Raw genomic sequence first — 20,598 nt, 5'->3', positions numbered from 1 at the left:
GGTGTAGATAATATAATTTTCAATTCTTTGTAAAATACTGGTAAATTACAAGATTTTTTAAGGAAAAAAACAAAATTTTGACAAAAATATGATATATAATATAGTAAATAGTAAAAATAATAAAATATTTAAATATAAAATATTTAAAGAATAGGAGGAATTGCTATGAAAATAAAAACTTTAGGAAATGTAGTGCTTGGAGCTTTGATTGCATTAGTTGGATTTGTAATATTGACTGAAAGTAAGGATAATCATATTGATATAAAAATTGCAGATAAAGGAAATTTGAATGTAAATAATGTAAAAAATGTAACGGCAATAACTGAAAAAAAAGGTTCTGGAAAAAAAGTAAAAGCTGTTGTCATCGAATTTGACAAGTCTTTAAAGAATGAAAAATTGTCAAAAAATGCAGTTACAGTAACTCAAAAACATATTTCTAAAAAGATAAAAGAAGATAAAGGCGATGAACCAATAGTTAATAATACAACAGAAACAAAAGTAAACAGAGAAGTTTCTAAAATATACACAAGTGATAAAATAGACGATGAAAATGCAGAAGCAAAAGATGGAAAATATTTGTATCTAGAATTGAGTGAAGATAAAAATTCCAATAAAGAAGCAGCTCAAAATGATACGGAAGATTTGAAAATATCAGTTTCACAAAATAAAAAAAATTATTTTACAAATAATAGCAAAAGTTTTAATATAAACAGTAAATTGTAATTGTAAATATTAAGTTATAAAATAAAAAATATTTATTAGTTAAGATGGAGATTAAATGAAAAATAAAAAAATGTTATTGATTTTTACAGCAATTATTTTTTCGTTAAGCTGTTCCAATGAAAATGGCGTTAAAAATAATAATATAAAAAATATAAAAAATTTAAAAACAGAACAAGAATATTTGAAAAGTATAGATTATTCAAATATTGCGGATAAAGTCACTCAAAATAAAATTCATGAAATTTTAGAAAATGCAAAAGTTGATTCTGACAATATAGATCTTTTTCTGAAAAGTGTAAATTATTATAATGAAGCGACTGAAAATAAAGGATTGATAAAATCAGGATTTTTAAATTCTAAAAATATAAATCCGAATTACGACGAAGCGGCAATTCAGCAAATTTGGGACAAAAAAAATAAAAATTTTCCTGGATTTAACTGTCGAATAACGGCATTTACATTGATGAAAGATTATATAAAAATGGAAAAGCCAGTTATAAAAGCAGGAGAAATGCTTTTTATGGATATGGAGTCATTGAAAAATGTGCCATTTAAGTTATTTTCTCAAAATGAAAAAGATAAATTTGTTAATTTATTTTCAGAAATTCCGACAGAGATGACTAAAGATGTGAGAGTTCACGCTAAAAATGTAAAAGATGCTTGGAAAGAGCGAGGAATTGTATTTGATAAAAATAGTAAAATTTCGATGATTTCTGTATTTTTCCATTTTAACGATGATCCAAAGGAGAATATTTTATTTGTAGGACATGTTGGGATTCTAGTTCCTGAGAAAGATGGAAAATTATTATTTATTGAAAAATTGGCGTTTCAGCAGCCTTATCAAGCATTGAAATTTAATAATCGGACTGAACTTAATGATTATTTGATGAATAAGTATGACACTGCGTGGGGACAGCCTGTGGCTAAGCCGTTTATTATGGAAAATGATGAATTGCTTAAAGAATATAGAATTAATCCAAATAATAAAAACTAAAAATTTTAAAGCTCTAAAAATATAAAAAGACTATTTCATAAAATCTTATTTTTATGGATAGCCTTTTTTATTTTTTATTTTATTCTATTCTATTCTATTCTATTCTACTTCGACCAAAATTGAATGAAAATTTGTATAAATGACATTTCCAGGTTTGCTATTTTTAATTTTTTTGACAAATTTTCGCTGACAATAATCAACTGTGACTTTGTCACCTTTTTGTGCTTTTGAATGTTCACAAGCCAATTTTGCTGCATAAAAAATGACATCTTCACTTGGAACTCGATTTCCACAGAGAATTAGCACATGGCTTCCAGGAATATCCTTTATATGAAGCCAAATATCGTTTGGTTCTCCTTTTGCAAAGGAAATTTCCTCATTTTCTTTATTATTTCTTCCAACAAAAATTTTAAAGCCGTCATATTCAAATGAAAGGAGTTCTCTTTTTTTATGTTTATTAAGTTTAATTTTTTTAGTGTGAGTGAAATTTGACATTTTTAACTCTGACTCAATTTCTTCAATTCCAATAAAATCATTCTCTTTTTCAATAAACATCTTAATTTGCTCAAAATATTTAATTTCATCTTGAATGTCAATAAGTCTTTCGTTTAGTGCCGTAAGTGTTCTTTTTCCTTTGTTATACTTATTATAATAAAAATTTAAATTATCTTTTGGCGAAAGAGTTGGATCAAGATTTATTGTAATTTCTTCATTTGCATAAAAGTCAATAACAGTGACTTTTTTCATTCCATATTTTAATTTATGCATGTTTGCAGCTAAAATATCGCCAATATTTTTATATTTTTGATAATTTTCATTTTTTTTCAAATCAATATTTATATTTTTATTTATTTTCTTAAATTTTTTAATTTGCGTGTCGACATATTTTAGCAAATTTTTTTTCTTTTCATTAAGCACATTTGAAGTAATCGTTGCTTTAAAATATTCGTTAAGACCTTCGTTCAAAGTTTCATAATATTCATTTTCTCCAACTTTTTTTTTCTCAAATTCAGAAAATTCATTGTAAGTAAAAACTTTTTGTATTTTTTTATTTTTTGAAATTTTATAAATCACAGGTTTATAATTTTCCAAATATTTTTTAAAAGTGTCATAATTACTTGCACACTGCACAGCAAATGGAATTCCAGCGCCTTCACATTTTTTCAAAAAATCATCCGTTTCAAAAGGAAAATTTTCGTTCTCAAAATAAATTGGCGGAATTTTCTTTTCTTCAAATGGCAAAGTGTATTTTGCACCAGTCATAATGACACGATTTCCAACTTCAAGTGTAGTAAAATAAAGTGCAGCTAAAATTTTATCTCTGCAAGTGAGAAAGACATTACTCGCTTTTCCCATTATTTCAATAATAAGTGTATATTTTTCAATATCTCCAAATTGATTGAGTTTTTCAAAATCAAAATATACAATTCTGTCAAAACTTTCCTGTCTTATATTTATTAAAACTGAATTTTGCAAATATTTTTTCAGAGATAATAAAAACTTTGACTGATAATCTGTATTTAAATCTTTTTCATTTTTTAAATAAAAAATTGTAGAATTATCTTTCACTTGAAAAATCAAATTATTTTTTCCGAAAAAAAGTGAAAATGAATTTCTGTCATATTGAAAAATTTTTGTAATTTTATATCTTAAAATTTTTTCTTTAATCTCCTTAACCAAAAATGAAATTCCAATTCCATCCAAATAAAGCATATTACCTCCTTTTAATTTAATTTTAAAATATATTAAAATTATTTTTAATTTGAAAAATAGAACTTCTTGTTATTACAATATTATTATTATTATTTAATTTTTATTTTTTAATTATAATTTTTTAATTATAATTTTTAATAAAGTTCTAGTTTATACGGCAAGTAATAAAGCGGTTTATTTTTATTCGCAAGAGCCACATCATATGCTTCAAGTGCCGTTTTAGCTCCAGGAATTTTTTCTTTCAATTCAGTTGATAACTTAAATTTTTCGGAAACTTTTGAAGTCAGCATTTGTAATTTTGTCATAAAGTCTTCTTCCAAATAAATATTTTCAACCGCATAATCTCTTTTATCAATTCCCAAATCTTTTGCCATAGTTTTAATAACTTCATCAAGACTAGCAATTCCGTCAACTAAATGTATATTTTTAGCTTCATCCCCAAGCCAAATTCTTCCTTGCGCATAATTTTCCAATACATTTTCGTCAATTTTTCTATTATTTGTAACTCGAGATTTAAATTCAGCATAAGTTTGCTGCATTGACTGAACAAGTTTTTGTTTTGATTCCTCAGATAATGGTGTAAAACTGTTGTCAATATCTGAATATTTCCCTTTGCTTATGCTATTTGATGAAATCCCCAATTTATTTTGAGTGTTATATAATTTTGGAACCATTGAAACGACACCGATAGAACCTGTTATTGTCGCATTGTCGGCAAATACTTTTTTTCCTGACATTGAGATGTAATAACCACCAGACGCTGCCATATCAGACATTGAAACATAAACTGGAATATTTATTTTAGAAAGTTCCTGATAGATGACTTCTGAAGCCAGAGCCGAACCTCCGCCAGAATTTACACGAAGTACAATTCCCATCAAATTTTTAGTTTTCATCGCTTTTTCAAGTTTTTGAGTGATATTATCAGGAGTGATTACACCTTGTGTAACGCCACTTGCATCGTACAAAATTGAACCTTCTGCATAAATCACAGCAATTGTCCCATTTGAGCCATTTCCAACTTTTGTATCTTTAACTTTTTTTTCATAGTAATCGTAAATATCTGAAACATTGTCCTCTTTAATATTTAACCTTTTCGTAAAGTCAGAAAAATGTTCCAATTTATCGACTAATTTTTTATCCCTTGCATCAAAAATTGATAGATTAGTATCTACACCACTTACAATATCGTCATTTAAAGCATTTTTATCAATATTTCTATTTTTTGAAATATCAGTTACAAATTTTTGGTATCTATTTTCAAAAATTCTTGTAAGTTCTGATTTTAGTTCAGGCGACATCTGATTGGAAACGTAGTTCTCTCCATAAGATTTATAGTTTCCGATTCTTACAACTTCCATATCTACACCAAGTTTGTCAAGAAGCCCTTTCATATAAATATCAGAATAGTTGTAGCCAGTTAAATTTACACTAGCTGAAGCTGATGGAACTGCCACGATTTCATCGGCAATGGATGCCAGTTTATAATTCGCATTTGTGATGTATGCTCCAAAAGCGTATATTTTTTTATTGTTTTGCTTAATTTCTAAAAACTTTTTCGTAAGTTCTTCAATTTTAGAAGAAGATAAATTAATGTTGTCCAGCGACAAAATAACTCCTTTTATAGAATTATCATTTTTTATTGCATCCAAACTTTGCAAAATATCCATATATGATATATCTTTTTTGTCAGAAAGAAAATCTGAACCGATAACTTTGTCTTCTACAACATCTGAAACATTAAATAGCACGTAATCATTATTTTTCTTGACTTTTTCGCCATTTAATTTAGAATCTAGAATTGCCACAGTTGAAAATCCTATAATAAAAATTAAGATTATCAATAATGTCAGCTTCAAAAAAAATGAATAAGTTTCTTTTAAAGTGAACCAAAAAAATTTTTTTATAAAATCAAAAAATTTCATCTTTTACCTCCAATTTAAGTTGTTTAAAATTATAACATTTTAAAAATGAAATATCAAATATAGAAGTTTTTAAATAAAACTAATCATAGCCGTAGCTCTTCCACTCATTTTTCCCTCTCTTCTGTAAGAATGAAATCTTGGATCAAAAGTATCTTCATTTGAGATAATTAAGTTTTCTTTTAAAATGCCCAGTTTTAGTGCCATAATTTCATTAAATTTTGTATTGTCAAAGTGGTATTTTTTTGTATTTTCGTTCCAGCAAAAAGATTTTTTTATAAACTCAGTTTCTTTTCCAAATTTATCCGAAAACTTTTCATAAAATTCTATTCCAACTTCATAATATTTTTGTTGCATCCCAATTCCAAGTCCCATTAAGACATCTTTTAGATTAGTTTTGTAAATCTCTTTCATTTTGTCAAGTCCACTTTTCATCATTTCTTTAAATGTTCCTGGCCAACCTGAGTGCCACACTCCAATTACCTTATTTTTTTTGTCGTACACAAAAATTGGAAGACAATCCGCATAAAAAGTAAAAATGACGATGTCTTTTCTCTTTGTAAGAAATCCGTCGATGTCGCACTCCTTTTCATAATAATATTTTGTTGTATTTTCATCAATTACAAAAACATTTGCAGAATGCGTTTGAAACGCCATAACGGACTTCTTATTTTCAAATCCAAACTGCTCCAATAATTTTTTTCTGTTTTCTTTTTGAATTCCTTCAATTTGATTTTCAATGGGACAGTAATCTGACATATTTCCAGCATTTTTTTTTGTGTAAATCGCTTTTACTCCCAGTTTTTCAAATTCTTCTATGTAGAAATAATTTTCTTTTTCAACAAACATTGTTTTCCCCTTTATTTTATAATGGCTTGTGATAAATTTGAAAATATAATTTCTATATTTTTAATTTGTTCATTCAAATCTTTAATTTGCCATTTTCCGTTAATTTTTTCCATATTCACAGTTGCACTTACTTGTGTGTAATTTTCTTCTTTTTTCATTTCATCGTCCATAACTTCGGCAATTCCGTTCATAATTTTAGAAGTACCTTCGTTTTTGTCCATTGATTGCATTTTAGAAATCATGTCATTTACATCTTTATATTTTAGTTTTTTTGCCACAAGATCAAAAAGTACGCCTTCATTTTGAAGTTTCTGAATTTTAGAGTTGTCTAAAATTTTCACTTTTTGAGAAATTTGAGCGTCTTTATCACTGAAAAATTTTATTTCTTCGATTTTTGATTTTTGATATTCAATTCCTTTTTCAATCATTCTAACTGCCATTTGTTTAGCAGTTTGAAGACTTAGGTCATCGCCACCGTTTTTAGTTGATTTTATTTGTTCTTCAATCACTTTTGTCGCAAGTTCTTTCACTTTTTCCTTAAATTTTTTCTGATCTTCTTCAAACGCTTTTTTCACTTCCAAAGAATTTTTTTTCATCTTTTTTTCAGAAATTTTATAATTTTCACTTTTGGTTACATTGTAATCTAATTTTAGGTCAGGACCACACATTTGTATTGACATAGCAAGTAAAAAAATCATAAATAGTTTTTTCATAAAGTTCCCACTTTCTTTTTAAATAAAATTTTTTTATTTTTTTCTGTTCTCAAAATATTGCGTAAGTTCCATAAGCAATTCATTTCCGTAAAAATCGTTTTTTATAATTTCATTCGCTTCTTTAAGACATTTATCTAACATCTCTTTGCTTTTTTTAAAACCAAACAAACTTGGATAAGTCAATTTTCCATTTTCCACATCGTTTGATTTTTTTCCAGTATTTTCAAATTCTCCTTCAATATCCAAAATATCGTCTTTTATCTGAAAAGCAAGTCCAATAAGTTTTGAATATTCCACTAATTTTTCTCTTTTTTCTTTTTGTGTATCAAAAGCAATTAGCGGCAATTCAATTGCAGCGGTTAAAAGTTTTCCTGTCTTATGGGTGTGAATGTATTTTAATATTTTTTTATTTTCTTCAATATTTATATTTTTTTTGATATTTTTTTCTGTGTCTAAATTTAGTATTTTTTCAGATTCAACATCTTTATATTGTCCGCCAACCATTCCGTAGAATCCTGCATATTCTGAAAGTTTTAAAATTATCGCAACTTTATTTTTATCGCTAATTTTCGTTGAACTGGAAATGATATTAAACGCTTCCGTCAAAAGCACATCTCCCACTAAAATAGCCGTCGCTTCATCAAATTTTATGTGAGTTGTCAATTTTCCACGGCGATACATATCGTTGTCCATCGCTGGTAAATCGTCGTGAACAAGCGAATAGCAGTGAATAAACTCAAGTGCAGATGCAATATCTTCCACATTTTCATAACTTTTTTGAAATAAGTCGCACATCATATACATAAGAATGGGACGAATTCTTTTTCCACCGTTCATAACAGCATAATTCATCGCTTCGGAAAGTCTTTCTGGATATTCATATTTTTTCAATTTTTTTCGTAAATTTTTTTCTACAATTTCTTTTTTTTCTTTTAAATAATCTTTTAACATAGTTTTTACACCGTTTCACATTCGTATATTTTTGAGATTTTTTTGTTTTTTAAATTAAAATAATTTTTTAAAAATAGCTTTAAAGTTAATCCAAATCTTCAACTTCTATTTTCCCATTTTTTTCCAAAACTTTTAGCACTTTTCCTTCACCAATTTCTAGTAATTTTTCCGAATCTTTTATAAGTTTTATCGCTTTTTCATATTCTTCAATCGAATCGTCAAGCGACAATTCTTCACTTTCTAATTTTTCCAAAATTTTATCAATTTGTTCAATATTTTCTTCATAAGTTTGTTTTTTTGCTGCCATTTTTTCTCCTTTATTTAATTTAATTTCTAAATTTTTTTATTCAAAATTATAAAAGCTGACAATTTTTTTATTATAATTTCTCTCGTCATATTTTACAAATTTTTCTATTTTTTCCGGCATTTTTTCATAAACGCCATGTTCTGAAATAATAATTCCATTTTCGTCAAGTATTTCGCACTCAAAAATTTTCTTAATTGTCTTTACTGAAATATTTTCTTTATATGGCGGATCTAAAAAAATTATGTCAAATTTTTCATTTTTTCTGCCAAGTATTTCTATCGCACGAAAAACATCATTTTTGTAAGCTCTGCAATTGTCTGCTAAATTTAAATTATTTATATTTTCGATAATTATTCTCAGTGCTTCTTTGTCTTTTTCAATCATGACAGCTCTTTTAGCTCCACGGCTCAGTGCTTCAATCGCAATATTTCCAGTTCCCGAATATAAATCTAAAAATCTTGCATTTTCAATTTGTTCGCCAAGTATGCTAAATACCGCTTCTTTAATTCTTTCTAAAGTCGGTCTCGTATCTCTTCCTTCCCTTGAGTAAATTTTTCTGTTTTTTAATTTTCCAGCAACAATTCTCATTTTTCTCCTTTCATCAATTAATTAATAAAAATATATGACCATTTTATCGTCCAAATTTACACTTCCCGCAAGAAGTTCAAAATGTTCCTTGTTTTTATTTGTACTTATATTTTTAAATTCATAGCCTTTGTAATCTATACTTTTTATTTTTTTTAATGATTTATTGTAAATATTTACATAAAAAATTTCCACTTTATTTTTATTTAAAAAATTGTTCACTAAATCAAAACTGTATGTAAAATTTTTTGTCCGCAAGAAATCTGTGTTTTTTAAATCATAAGAAAGATAAAGTTTCCCTTCTTTATTTGGTTCTATAGTTTTTGAAATTGCAAACCATTCTCTTTGAATGTCTTCTCCATTTTGATTTTTGTAAATATTTTCGTCAAATTTTATAACCGCTCTCAAATTTTGAGATTTTTTGTAATCAGAGAAAAATTTTATATTGTTAATATATTTTCCACGATTATTCGTATTTTTATTGCTAAAATCTTCTTTTTCAACTTTTTCTATATTTGAATCCAGCCAAAAAAGAAAAGTTGATTTTACATTATAATTTCCAACATTCTCAAAAGTGTAAAAACTTTCAACTTTTATAGTGTTATCTTTTTCAATTGTAATATTAAGATCTTCTCTTTTAATTGCAAGTGGCTCTTGCCGCACAATTTTCACATTTCCAACTGCCAAAAATTTACTATTTTGAGCAAATGTTATGACGCTAAATAAAAAAAATGTCGTTAAAATTAATATTTTTTTAAACATATTTACCTTTCTAAATTTATTTATTTAATTAATTATATAAAAATTATCATAGACTAAAGTAAATGTCAAGATATAACTAAATTTTTCTAAATATTTTATTTATACAGATTTTCAATATATTCACTTTTTTTCCCATTTTTATCATAAACAAAAATTGGCATTTCAATCAAAAGTCCGCTATTTGCATCTTTAATCGCTTCAATCATGCAAATTTTGGCATTTTCGTTCCATTTAGTATAACAGTTTTTCATTCTCTTTGGCTCCAAATTATATTTTTTCAAAAGTTCCAAAATTTCAATTAGCCGCTCACTCCGAAAAACTATCGAAAAACTTCCCATATTTTTTAATAAATATGCTGAAATTTTTATAATTTCTTCAATCGTCAAATTCATATTATGTCTAGCACAAGCCAATTGCTTCAAGTCATTAATTTGAGAAAAATCTCCCTTAAATTCAAAATATGGTGGATTTGTGACGATTGTGTCAAACTGCGCTTCTGAAAAAGTTTTTTTATAATTTTTAATATCTTCGTTCACAATCGAAATTTGTTCATAAAAACCGTTATTTTTAACATTTTCTTTCGCAATTTCAGCCATTGTTTCCAAAAGTTCAATTCCAGTAATTTTTGCTTTACTTCGTTTTGCCAAAAGAATTGAAATAATTCCACAGCCAGTTCCAATATCAAGAATTTTTTTTGTCTTTCTGTTGATTTTCACAAAATCAGAAATTAGTACAGAATCTAAAGTGAAATTTTGAAAATCGTTTCTTTGAATAATTTTCAAATCTTTAATCGGTGTTGTCGTTTTCTCTCCATTTTTTTTCATGATTTTTTGTAAAATTTTTTACCTTTCTCATTTTTTAAACTTTTTTTCAAATTTTTTTAAATTTTTTCAATTTCTTTTTTTTCAGAAAAATAAAAACTCTTTCTTTAATTATTATTCTTTAATAATCGAAAAAATGCAAGAAAGAGTTTTTAAGTTTAAAAAATTACAGAGAGTTTTTTCTAACCATTATATTTTCTGCATCTTCCACATTTAAAATTTTTTCATCTCCGTCAACTAACATCGTAATCAAAAATTTGTCGATATTTATGATTTTTATAAGAGATTTTATCAAGACTCCCTTTTCATTTAAATATTTTCTTATTGCAACACTTCCTTTGATGGAAGAAACTTGAACGGTGTCGCCTTCTTCAAAAGTTAAAATTGATTCAGGCTGAATATCTTTTTTTATCACTTCCAAATTGTTTAAAATGGTTTCAAAAGTTGTGACAAAAGCCTTTAGTTCTTCTTTTGGAATATTTTCTGTAATTTTTTCTAAAATTGTTGAATGAAAATTCCCGTGATAATTTAACGCCATTTCCCCTTTTTTAGAAAGTTTTACAAAAACTTTTCTTCTGTCTTCGTCGGAACGAATTCGCTCAATAAATTGCTTCTCGTTTAGTTTATTTATGGCAATTGACGCAGTTCCCATTGTAATTCCAAGTTTTTCAGCCAGTTCGTTCATTGTGATTTTATCTTGTCCGATGGCTTCAATTACATGTATTTCAGTAGTCGTGAGACATTTTATAACTTGATTTAAATTAATTTCTTCAATTTTATAATATGTTTTATAAAATTGATCCAATAAGTTTTCTATTTTATTATACATTTATTTTTCCCTCTCTTTAAAATTTTAATGAGTTAATTTTATTTTTATAATTTCCGCTAAATATGTAAGAACCTGCAACTAATATATTTGCTCCAGCTTGGACTGCCAGTTTTCCAGTTTTGTCATTTATTCCGCCATCCACTTGAATGTCAATTTCTGGTGCTAAATTTCTTAGCTCTTTTATTTTAGGAAGCATTTCAGGAATAAATCTTTGCCCGCCAAAACCAGGATTTACCGTCATAATTAAAACCATGTCAATATTGTCTAAATCATATTTTATAAAATCCAGCGGAGTTGACGGATTAAGAGCAACTCCAACTTTTTTTCCAAAAGATTTTACCAGTTGAATGGTTCTGTTCAAATGTTTCGTGCTTTCTGCGTGAACAGTTATGATGTCCGCACAGTCTTTAAATAGATGAATCAGACAGTCGGGATTCTCAACCATCAAATGAACATCAAAAACAAGTTTTGTGTGTGGTCTTATCGCTTCTAAAATTGGAGAGCCGAAACTGATATTTGGCACAAAATTTCCGTCCATTACATCAAGATGAAGAAAATCCGCTCCAAATTTTTCCACTTCTTGAATTTCCTTTTTTAAATTGCTAAAATCTGCTGCTAGTAGAGAAGGCGCAACGATTATTTCTTTTCCCATCAAAATTTCCTCTTTTCTTTTTAAATTTATTTGATTTTTATATTTTTTAGTGAATAAAGATAAAAGTCATATCGTTTCTTATGAATTTTATGATTTTGAACATTTTCTTTAATTGCGCAATTAGGTTCATTTGTATGAATGCAGTCACGAAATTTACAATTTTTCAAAAATTCCAAAAATTCTGGAAAAAGCAGCTCTAGTTCCTTTTTGCTTTTCAATCTTGGAAAATCAAGCGTAGAAAATCCTGGCGTATCAATTATATAAGAATGCTCATCCGTCATAAAAAATCTACTCTCTGTAGTCGTGTGTCGTCCTTTTTTTGTCTTTTGACTGACATCATTTGTGGCAAGTAGCTCTTCTCCCATTAAAGAGTTAATAAGTGAAGATTTTCCTGCGCCAGACGGTCCTGAAATTACGATGGATTTCCTCTTTATATAATCTTTTAATTCTTTTATTCCAAAATTCCCTTTTATAGAAATTGGAAAAACACGGACTGTGTTTCCAAAAATTTTTAGAAACTCTTCTAAAAATTGGTTTAATTCATCTTTAGAAACAAGGTCAATCTTTGATAAAATCAAAATACACGGAATATTTTGATAATTTGAATTTAATAGCATTTTTTGAAAATTAATAAAATCAAACTTAGGATTTTCAATTGCAAATAGAATTCCAATAAAATCTATATTTGAGAGAAGTGGTCTGTGTAAATAATTTTTTCTCTCAAAAATTTTAGTTATAACTTTTTCATCTTCGTCAAATTCGACCACATCTCCAATAATACAGTTTAGTTTACTGTTTTTCACTTTTAAGCTGCCTCTCAATTTGCACTCAAAAATATTTTCTTTGCTCAAATTTTTGGCATCTTCTTTTATGACATAATAAAAACCTTTAATTTTTCTAATAACTTTTCCTTTAATTTTTTCTTTTATGATTTAGTCCCCTTTCTTTTTTATTCTCCACTGTCATCTTCCGATTGCTGACTATCTGAATTATTTCCTTGCGATGGATTATCTCCGCTGTTTCCGTCATTTCCACTATTTGTCGGATTATTTGTGCTGTTATTATTTCCAGAATTACTGTTATCAATTTTATTAATTGTGTCATCAATTGCTTTTTCTATTCCGTTTTTATTAATGTCATTTTTTGATCTATTTATTATTTCTTCAGTTGTTTGACGTCTTCTGGCACGAGAAGCTGTATTTATGACAACTGATACATTTTGTCCCCGCTGAATTCTAGCTCCTGCTGCAGGATTTGTAGAAATAATAGTATTTAGCGGCAAAGTCTGATCGCTTGTGTAAGATACATTTTGAATATTTATCCCAACTTGTTTTGCAAGTTCTCTTGCATCATTTAAATCAAGTCCAACTATATTTGGCATAACAGACGGATCTATCATCTGCTGTGAAGATACAAGTATTGAAATTTTTTGATTGATTTCAAGTTTTGTTCCAGGTTTTGGATAAACTCCTAAAATTGTATTATATTTTTGGTTTGAAGGATAATAATCAATTGTTTCAATTTGAATATTTTGTCCTTTTAACTTTGATCTAGCTTCTAAAAGTTCGAGTCCAATTATATTTGGGACAACTTGATTTTGACCGTTGTTTACCCAAATCTTTATAACTCTATTTACTTTAACTTTTTTCCCAGGTCGTGGATCCTGATTGTGAACCACATTTAGTGGTACTTTTTCGGTTTTTGAATGAATGACTTTAACTTTCAGTCCAGCTTCCTTTAAATATTTTATCGCTTCTTTTTCATTTAAGTTCATAACATTTGGAATAACGGTCATGCGAGTGTTAAAAAAATGTCTATCGAATACACCTCGTCCAAAAATTCCTAGTGTCACTAAACAAATCATCACAATAACAAATCTTATTATTTTACCGGGATTTAATTTTTTTTGTTGACATCACACACCTCATATTTTTATAGATTTTATTTTAATAAATTACTCATTTATATAATATCACAATTAATAAATAAATACAATTTTTAAATGAAAGATTGTAAACTAAAAAATCAACTCTGAAATTATAACTTTTAAAATAAAGAAAATATGGTATAATTATGATTAAGATAATAAAAAAAATAAATAAAATTTAAAAAATAAAAAAAAGGAGGATTTTATGAAAAAAATAATGATGTCTTTGCTTATTTTAAGCAGTTTTAATTTATTTTCAACAAGCGAAAATCTCATAAGAAAAATAAGCGTGACTGGAAATTCTGAAAAAGAAGTTATGCCAGATATTGCGGTTATAAATTTTTTGATTTCAGAAAAAGACAAAGATTTGAATGTGGCGACCAAAAAGACAAAAGATGCGCTGGAAAATTTTAAAAAAGAACTTGGCGCTAGAAAAATTCAAACGGGAGAAATTGAGACAATTTCATTTTACGACACAAAAAATACGGAGTATGAAGAAGATGTAAAGCCAAAAAATTTAAAGAATCAAAAACAAAAAAGTGAAATAAAAACGCCAGTTTCTTATACCGCTGAAATTGAGATTTTGGTAAAAAATATTGATTTTAATAGATTAAGTGGATTAATTGGCGTAGACGGGGAAAAAAATTTTAGTAAAATTGAAAAAAATTTTTCTCAAAATGCTTATTCTGTAAGTTTAAAAGAAACTGATAAAACTGTGGATACAGCTTTGAATAAATTATTTGTCAAAGTAAACGATGTAAAAGAAAAATTGCAAAATTTGAGTGAAACTAAAAACGATGTCGTCTTTGGCGGATATAAAATTACTGAAAATTTTACAAATGACAGCAAAACTCCTGTTGACATGTATTATGTAAATCATAATTTAAAATTGACAGTAAAAAATTTAAAAAATTTGAATACGATAATTTCTATTGCTGCGGACAATGATATTAATATAAATGGCTCAATTCAATTTGACTTGTCAAATAAAGATGAAATTGAGCGGCAGATGTATAAACAGGCATTTAATGAAGCCGAGAAGAAAGCTAAAAGCATTTTGAAGTCAAGTGTGCTAAAACTTGGAAAGCCAATTATAGTCAGCGAAGATTTGGATTTTCAGCAAAAAATGATAGATAAAATTGACAGTCAGTGGGAAGTGAAAGCAGTAACAAACACAGCAGAACTTTCAGCGCCAGTAGCAGAGAGTTATCTTGAAGATCGTGTCAACTATTATAGTACATCAAAAAGGGCGGTAAATACAAAAGTTGATTACACTCCAAAACCACTAAAATTGGAGCAAAATGTGTCTGTGATGTATGAGATAAAATGATTTTTATAAAAGAAGAAAGAAAAAAATAAAAAGTCAATAGAAAAGTGATCAATTGGTAAAATTGTAAAGTCTTTAAAGGAGATATAAACATGAAAAAAATATTAGTGGCACTTTTTGCATTATTAAGTCTAAATATTTTTTCTGCAAATGAAGATAATGTAAAAAAAATAAGCGTGACGGGAAATGCACAAAGAGAAATCATGCCAGATATGGCAACATTGAGTTTTCAAATTAAGGATAAGGACAAAAGTTTGAGTGCAGCGTCTTCAAAAGTGAAACAAAAATTAGAAAAATTTAAGAAAGATTTGAGAACAAAAAATTTAGTGTCTGGCGATGTTGAAACAGTTTCTATTTCAGATAGAAAAATTAAAGATAAAAATTATTCAGACAATAAAAATGTGTCTTCATATTCTGGTCAAATGAGTGTTTTCGTAAAAAATGTAGATTTTGAAAAGCTGGGAGAACTCATTGAACTAAATAACGGAGATAAATTTCAAAGCGTGAAAAAGGACGAGAAAGAAAATGTTTACGAAATTAAGTTAAAAGAAAGCGATAAGACATTAAATGGCACTTTGAATAAATTATTTTCAAAACTGGATATTTTGAGAAATAAACTAAAAACAATAAATGCAACAAAAAATAATGTTTTTTTTGGAGATTATGAAATTAAAGAAAATGCCGAAAATTATAAAGAAACGGAAGTTTATGAAGTAATTCAAAATTTAAAAGTTACAACAAAAAATTTAAAAGATTTGAATACGATAATAACTTTGGCAGACACCGATGGTCTTAATATAGCAGGTTCGATAAAATTTGACTTGTCCAACAGAAATGAAATCGAGTCGCAAATGTACAGCGATGCCTATAATGAAGCAAGACAAAAGGCAGAAAGTATCTTAAAGTCAAGTAATTTAAAAGTTGGAGATGTGATTGTCGTAAGCGAAGATGTGGACTTTCAGCAAAAAATGATAGACAGGATTGACAGCCAATGGGAAGTGAAAACACAAGCTGCTGATTTAACAGAAGAAAGAAATTCTTCAGGAATGCAGATAAGAGGTGGATATGATTTTAATAGAGGCTATAAAGTTGGTAAAACAAGAGTTGACTACACTCCAAAACCTTTAAAAATAGAGCAAAATATATCTGTGATGTATGAGATGCAAAAAAAATAAATGAAGGGAGATAAAATTATTTAAATAATAATTTTAAAATGAAAAAATGAAAAAAATAATGACATTTTTATTTATGATGACTTGTGTTTTGACATTTTCTGATGTCGTTTCTGGAAAAAGAATACAAGTTAGAGGAATTGCAAAAAAAGAAATATTTCCAAATTTAGCAAAAGTGCAGCTTACAATAAAAACTCAAGATGAAAATTTGGATAAAGCAAGTCGGGAAAATTCACAAAGACTTGAAAAATTTAAAAGTTTACTGAGTAAATCTGGTGGAAAATATGAAAAAATAGATTCAGTTTCTTATTTTACCGATAAATCTTACGATTGGGAATATGAAACAGTCAACAAAGGAGCAAAGGAATACGAAACAGTTCTGACAATTGAAGCAAATAAAATTGAGTTAAATAGTTTAAAAGACTTTTTGCAGATTTTATCAAATGAAAAAATTTATAAAGTGGAAATAAATTCACAAGGAATAAATACTTTCGAGATAAAAGCAAGGGATAAAACAGCTAAAGTTGCTTACCAGAAAGCGATTGATAAATTTAATGATTTGCAAAAAAAACTTGGCACAAAAGGACTTGGAAATATTATAAAAATTGCTGGATTTAAAAATGACGAAGTCAGTCTTGAAAAAAGAGAAAGTGTAAAAAAAGAAGTTAACACAGTTACTCACAATGTGGAAGTTACAACTAGAGATATGAAAAGTCTGGGAAATATAATAAGCGTTGCATATGCAGTTGGAATTGGAACAAACGGATATATTGAGTATGATATTGATAACAAGCAGAAATTGGAAGATGAACTATATGAAAGCGCTTACAAGGAAGCGTTAAAAAAAGCGCAAGTTATTTTGGGAAAAACTAATTTGAACTTAAAAAATCCTGTTACAATAACTGACAAGTCAAATGGTATAATCCGAGCATATTCTGACTACGATTACAGCTACAATTTATATGCTTCAATTGATTCAAAAATTTTAGAAAAAAGCGACAAAGAGCTAATGGACAAAGTTTTGGAGAAAAATGTTGTGATAAATCCATCGAAACTTAATATTTCAAAAGAAGTTTACATTGAATTTGAGATGAATTAATTTTTTTAAAGGGAATGAAAAAAAATTCCCTTTTTTTGTGGTATAATTATGATGAAATAATTAAATTTTAAAAATAAAAATTAAAAATAGGGAGAGTGAAATTAATGGAAAAAAATTTTGAGCAAAAATGGTGGCATAAATCAGTAGTTTACCAAATTTACCCAAAAAGTTTTAATGACACGACTGGAAGTGGACAAGGAGATATAAAAGGAATTACAGAAAAATTAGATTATTTAAAAAAATTAGGAGTGGAAGTGCTGTGGCTAACACCAATGTATAAATCTCCACAAAATGATAACGGTTATGACATAAGCGACTATTACAGCATAGATGAGAGCTATGGGACAATGGAAGATTTTGAAGAAATGTTAAAAGACGCTCACAAAAGGGATATAAAAATAGTGATGGACATTGTCGTAAACCATTCTTCAACTGAAAATGAGTGGTTTAAAAAATCTGAAGCAGGTGACCCTGAATACAAGGATTTCTATATTTGGAAAGATGAAGTGGATGGAAAAGAACCGACAAACTGGCAGTCAAAATTTGGTGGAAGTGCTTGGAAGTGGAGTGAAAAAAGAAAACAGTATTATTTGCACTTATTTGATGTGACTCAAGCTGATTTGAACTGGGAAAATGAAAATGTGAGAAAAAAAGTTTATGAAATGATAAAATATTGGCTTAACAAAGGAGTTGACGGATTTAGATTTGACGTGATTAACTTAATTTCAAAAGACCAGAGATTTTTAAATGACGATGGAAGTGACACAAGATTTGTGCCTGATGGGAGAAGATTTTATACAGATGGTCCTAAAATTCACGAATATTTGAAGGAAATTCACAAAGAGGCATTTGGAGAAAGCGATTTACTGACTGTTGGAGAAATGTCATCAACGAGTCTTGAAAATTGTGTAAGATATTCAAATCCTGAAGAAAAAGAACTTTCAATGGCTTTTTCATTTCATCATTTAAAAGTGGATTACCCAAATGGAGAAAAATGGGTAAAAGCGCCATTCGATTTTGTAGAACTTAAAAAAATACTTTCAAAATGGCAGATTGGAATGTATGAAGGAAATGGATGGAATGCAACTTTCTGGACTAATCACGATCAGCCAAGAGCTTTATCAAGATTTGGAGATGACAAAAATTTTCATGAAAAATCAGGGAAAATGCTTGCAACTGTACTTCATGGGCTTCAAGGAACTCCGTATATTTATCAAGGGGAAGAATTTGGAATGACAAATCCATATTTTGATAAAATTGAAAAATATAGGGATGTGGAGTCTAAAAATATGTATAAAATATTGAGAGATAAAGGACTTTCTGAAAAAGAAGTGCTTGATATTCTGATGCAAAAATCAAGAGATAACTCAAGAACGCCAGTTCAATGGGATGATACAAAAAATTCCGGATTTACAAGTGGCACTCCGTGGATTGAAATTCCAGAAAATTATAAGAAGATAAATGCCGAGAATGCACTAAAAGACAGCAATTCAATATTTTATCACTACCAAAATCTAATTCAGTTAAGAAGAACAGAAGAGCTTTTAATTACTGGAAGATATGAAGATATTGATTTAGAAAACAAAAAAGTTTACGCTTATAAGAGAGTAGGAGAAGATGCAGAATTGATAATAATTGCCAATTTTTATGACAAAGTTACTGAATTTGATGTAAAAGGGATGGATTTGGAAGAAGCCTTTATTTTACTTTCAAATTATGTGCAAAGTCCTGAAATAAATGGGAATAAACTTATTTTAAAGCCATATGAGGCAATAATTTTCAAAAAAGTAAAATAAGTTTAAAAGTAATTGAAGATAAAAATTTTGAAAAAATTTAAAAAAAAACTTGCAAAATTTCAAATTTTATAGTATAAAATATTTGTTAATCGAAATATATTTTGAAGATAAGGAGAAAGAATTATGGCAAAAGAAACATTAAATCCGTTTGAAATTGCACAAAAGCAGATTAAATCAGCTTGTGATAAATTAAATGCAGATCCAGCTGTGTATGAAATTTTGAAAAACCCTCAAAGAGTATTGGAAGTATCATTTCCAGTAAAAATGGATAATGGAGATATTAAAACGTTTATAGGTTACAGATCTCAGCATAATAACGCAGTAGGACCTTACAAAGGTGGACTTAGATTTCATCCAGGTGTTACAAGAGATGAAGTAAAAGCTCTGTCTACTTGGATGACATTCAAATGCTCTGTTGCAGGAATTCCTTACGGTGGTGGAAAAGGTGGAATGGCAATAGATCCTAAAGATTACTCAAAAGGTGAATTAGAAAGAATTTCAAAAGGATTTGCAAAAGCAATTTCGCCAGTAATTGGAGAAAAAGTCGATATCCCAGCTCCAGATGTCAACACTAATGGACAAATTATGTCTTGGATGGTTGAAGCTTATGAAGAAAAAGTTGGAAGATCAGCGAAAGGAATTTTCACAGGAAAACCATTGGAATTTGGAGGTTCATTAGCTAGAACTGAAGCTACTGGATACGGAGTTAACTTAAATGCTAAAAAAGTACTTGAAAAATTAGGAATTGATATAAAAGGAGCAACTTACGCGGTTCAAGGATTTGGGAATGTAGGATTTTATACAGCTTATTACGCCCACAAAGACGGAGCAAAAATCGTAGCTTTCTCAAATACCGATGTGGCAATTTACAATGAAAATGGAATCGATATGGAAAAAGTTATCAAAGATTTTGAAGAAAATGGTCGTATCATTGAAAATAAAGGTTATGGAAAAGACATCACAAATGCTGAATTATTAGAATTGGAAGTTGATGTACTTGCACCTTGTGCACTAGAAAATCAAATTACTTCTGAAAATGCAGACAGAATTAAAGCTAAAGTGATTACAGAAGGAGCAAACGTATACTACTCCAGAAGCTGATGAAATTTTATTTAAAAAGGAATTACAGTAATTCCTGATATACTTGCAAATTCAGGTGGAGTTGTAGTTTCATACTTTGAATGGGTACAAAACTTGCAAAGCTATTACTGGTCATTTGATGAAGTTCAGCAAAAAGAAGATGCGCTATTGTCAAAAGCATTTGAAGATGTGTGGAAAATAGCTGATGAATATAAAGTAGATCTAAGAAATGCAGCTTATATGAAGAGTATTGATACAATTTCTAAAGCAATGAAAGTAAGAGGTTGGTATTAAAAAATCTAGTTTTTATAATTTAATAATAAAAAAGGCTTATTCTTTGTGATAAGTCTTTTTTTAGAAAAATAAATTTAATTTT

19 protein-coding genes and 1 pseudogene are annotated in these 20,598 nt (G+C 28.0%); 7 read left to right on the top strand and 13 right to left on the bottom strand.

Going from position 1 to position 20,598, the window contains the following annotated elements:
• Positions 1–165: 165 nt before the first annotated feature.
• Positions 166–723 carry a hypothetical protein gene (locus AB8B22_RS09055; RefSeq protein ID WP_094079756.1) on the top strand — a complete coding sequence of 186 codons (558 nt, stop codon included), beginning with the start codon at positions 166–168 and terminating at the stop codon, positions 721–723.
• A 55-nt stretch (positions 724–778) separates the two neighbouring features.
• Positions 779–1,717, top strand: a complete 939-nt coding sequence (locus AB8B22_RS09050) for a DUF4300 family protein (RefSeq protein WP_369710866.1) — start codon at positions 779–781, stop codon at positions 1,715–1,717.
• 99 nt (positions 1,718–1,816) lie between these two features.
• Here AB8B22_RS09050 and AB8B22_RS09045 read toward each other — a convergent pair whose 3' ends face one another.
• From AB8B22_RS09045 to AB8B22_RS08985, 13 genes are all read right to left on the bottom strand, one after another.
• Positions 1,817–3,430 carry an Rqc2 family fibronectin-binding protein gene (locus tag AB8B22_RS09045; protein WP_369710865.1) on the bottom strand — a complete coding sequence of 538 codons (1,614 nt, stop codon included), beginning with the start codon at positions 3,428–3,430 and terminating at the stop codon, positions 1,817–1,819.
• Positions 3,431–3,564: 134 nt separating this feature from the next.
• Complete coding sequence (sppA, locus tag AB8B22_RS09040) at positions 3,565–5,355, bottom strand: signal peptide peptidase SppA (RefSeq protein WP_369710864.1); 1,791 nt, start codon at positions 5,353–5,355, stop codon at positions 3,565–3,567.
• Between the two features lie 69 nt (positions 5,356–5,424).
• Entirely contained in the window at positions 5,425–6,201 is a 777-nt protein-coding gene (locus AB8B22_RS09035; protein WP_369710863.1) for a polyphenol oxidase family protein, read from the bottom strand.
• Between the two features lie 11 nt (positions 6,202–6,212).
• Complete coding sequence (locus AB8B22_RS09030; protein WP_369710862.1) at positions 6,213–6,914, bottom strand: hypothetical protein; 702 nt, start codon at positions 6,912–6,914, stop codon at positions 6,213–6,215.
• Positions 6,915–6,947: 33 nt separating this feature from the next.
• Entirely contained in the window at positions 6,948–7,865 is a 918-nt protein-coding gene (locus AB8B22_RS09025) for a polyprenyl synthetase family protein (RefSeq protein WP_369710861.1), read from the bottom strand.
• A gap of 85 nt (positions 7,866–7,950) precedes the next feature.
• Positions 7,951–8,172: an exodeoxyribonuclease VII small subunit gene (xseB, locus tag AB8B22_RS09020; RefSeq protein WP_094079763.1), complete on the bottom strand. Its 222-nt coding sequence runs from the start codon at positions 8,170–8,172 to the stop codon at positions 7,951–7,953.
• Positions 8,173–8,208: 36 nt separating this feature from the next.
• Entirely contained in the window at positions 8,209–8,760 is a 552-nt protein-coding gene (gene rsmD, locus AB8B22_RS09015; RefSeq protein WP_369710860.1) for a 16S rRNA (guanine(966)-N(2))-methyltransferase RsmD, read from the bottom strand.
• A gap of 21 nt (positions 8,761–8,781) precedes the next feature.
• A complete protein-coding gene (locus tag AB8B22_RS09010) occupies positions 8,782–9,519 on the bottom strand; it encodes a hypothetical protein (protein ID WP_314082129.1) in 738 nt (245 codons plus the stop codon).
• Positions 9,520–9,614: 95 nt separating this feature from the next.
• Complete coding sequence (locus AB8B22_RS09005) at positions 9,615–10,343, bottom strand: tRNA1(Val) (adenine(37)-N6)-methyltransferase (protein WP_369710859.1); 729 nt, start codon at positions 10,341–10,343, stop codon at positions 9,615–9,617.
• A 163-nt stretch (positions 10,344–10,506) separates the two neighbouring features.
• A complete protein-coding gene (locus tag AB8B22_RS09000) occupies positions 10,507–11,169 on the bottom strand; it encodes a MarR family transcriptional regulator (protein ID WP_094079767.1) in 663 nt (220 codons plus the stop codon).
• A gap of 16 nt (positions 11,170–11,185) precedes the next feature.
• A complete protein-coding gene (rpe, locus tag AB8B22_RS08995; protein WP_369710858.1) occupies positions 11,186–11,821 on the bottom strand; it encodes a ribulose-phosphate 3-epimerase in 636 nt (211 codons plus the stop codon).
• 26 nt (positions 11,822–11,847) lie between these two features.
• Positions 11,848–12,723, bottom strand: a complete 876-nt coding sequence (gene rsgA / locus AB8B22_RS08990; RefSeq protein ID WP_369711951.1) for a ribosome small subunit-dependent GTPase A — start codon at positions 12,721–12,723, stop codon at positions 11,848–11,850.
• Positions 12,724–12,770: 47 nt separating this feature from the next.
• Entirely contained in the window at positions 12,771–13,685 is a 915-nt protein-coding gene (locus AB8B22_RS08985; protein WP_369711950.1) for a PASTA domain-containing protein, read from the bottom strand.
• 268 nt (positions 13,686–13,953) lie between these two features.
• Here AB8B22_RS08985 and AB8B22_RS08980 point away from each other — a divergent pair, with 268 nt between their 5' ends.
• The 5 genes and pseudogenes from AB8B22_RS08980 (at position 13,954) to AB8B22_RS08960 (ending at position 20,516) form a co-directional block, all read left to right on the top strand.
• Positions 13,954–15,078 carry an SIMPL domain-containing protein gene (locus AB8B22_RS08980; protein ID WP_369710857.1) on the top strand — a complete coding sequence of 375 codons (1,125 nt, stop codon included), beginning with the start codon at positions 13,954–13,956 and terminating at the stop codon, positions 15,076–15,078.
• Between the two features lie 89 nt (positions 15,079–15,167).
• Positions 15,168–16,250: an SIMPL domain-containing protein gene (locus AB8B22_RS08975; protein ID WP_369710856.1), complete on the top strand. Its 1,083-nt coding sequence runs from the start codon at positions 15,168–15,170 to the stop codon at positions 16,248–16,250.
• A 46-nt stretch (positions 16,251–16,296) separates the two neighbouring features.
• Positions 16,297–17,346, top strand: a complete 1,050-nt coding sequence (locus AB8B22_RS08970; RefSeq protein ID WP_094079775.1) for an SIMPL domain-containing protein — start codon at positions 16,297–16,299, stop codon at positions 17,344–17,346.
• 104 nt (positions 17,347–17,450) lie between these two features.
• On the top strand, positions 17,451–19,142 hold the full coding sequence (gene treC / locus AB8B22_RS08965; RefSeq protein WP_369710855.1) for an alpha,alpha-phosphotrehalase: 1,692 nt from the start codon (positions 17,451–17,453) through the stop codon (positions 19,140–19,142).
• A 123-nt stretch (positions 19,143–19,265) separates the two neighbouring features.
• Positions 19,266–20,516, top strand: a pseudogene (locus tag AB8B22_RS08960) (Glu/Leu/Phe/Val family dehydrogenase).
• Positions 20,517–20,598 lie beyond the last annotated feature (82 nt).

The organism is Leptotrichia rugosa, from assembly GCF_041200005.1.
Lineage (GTDB): Bacteria > Fusobacteriota > Fusobacteriia > Fusobacteriales > Leptotrichiaceae > Leptotrichia > Leptotrichia rugosa.
The sequence above is the reverse complement of the archived record's forward strand: the minus strand, read 5'-3'. Positions and strand labels throughout refer to the sequence as shown.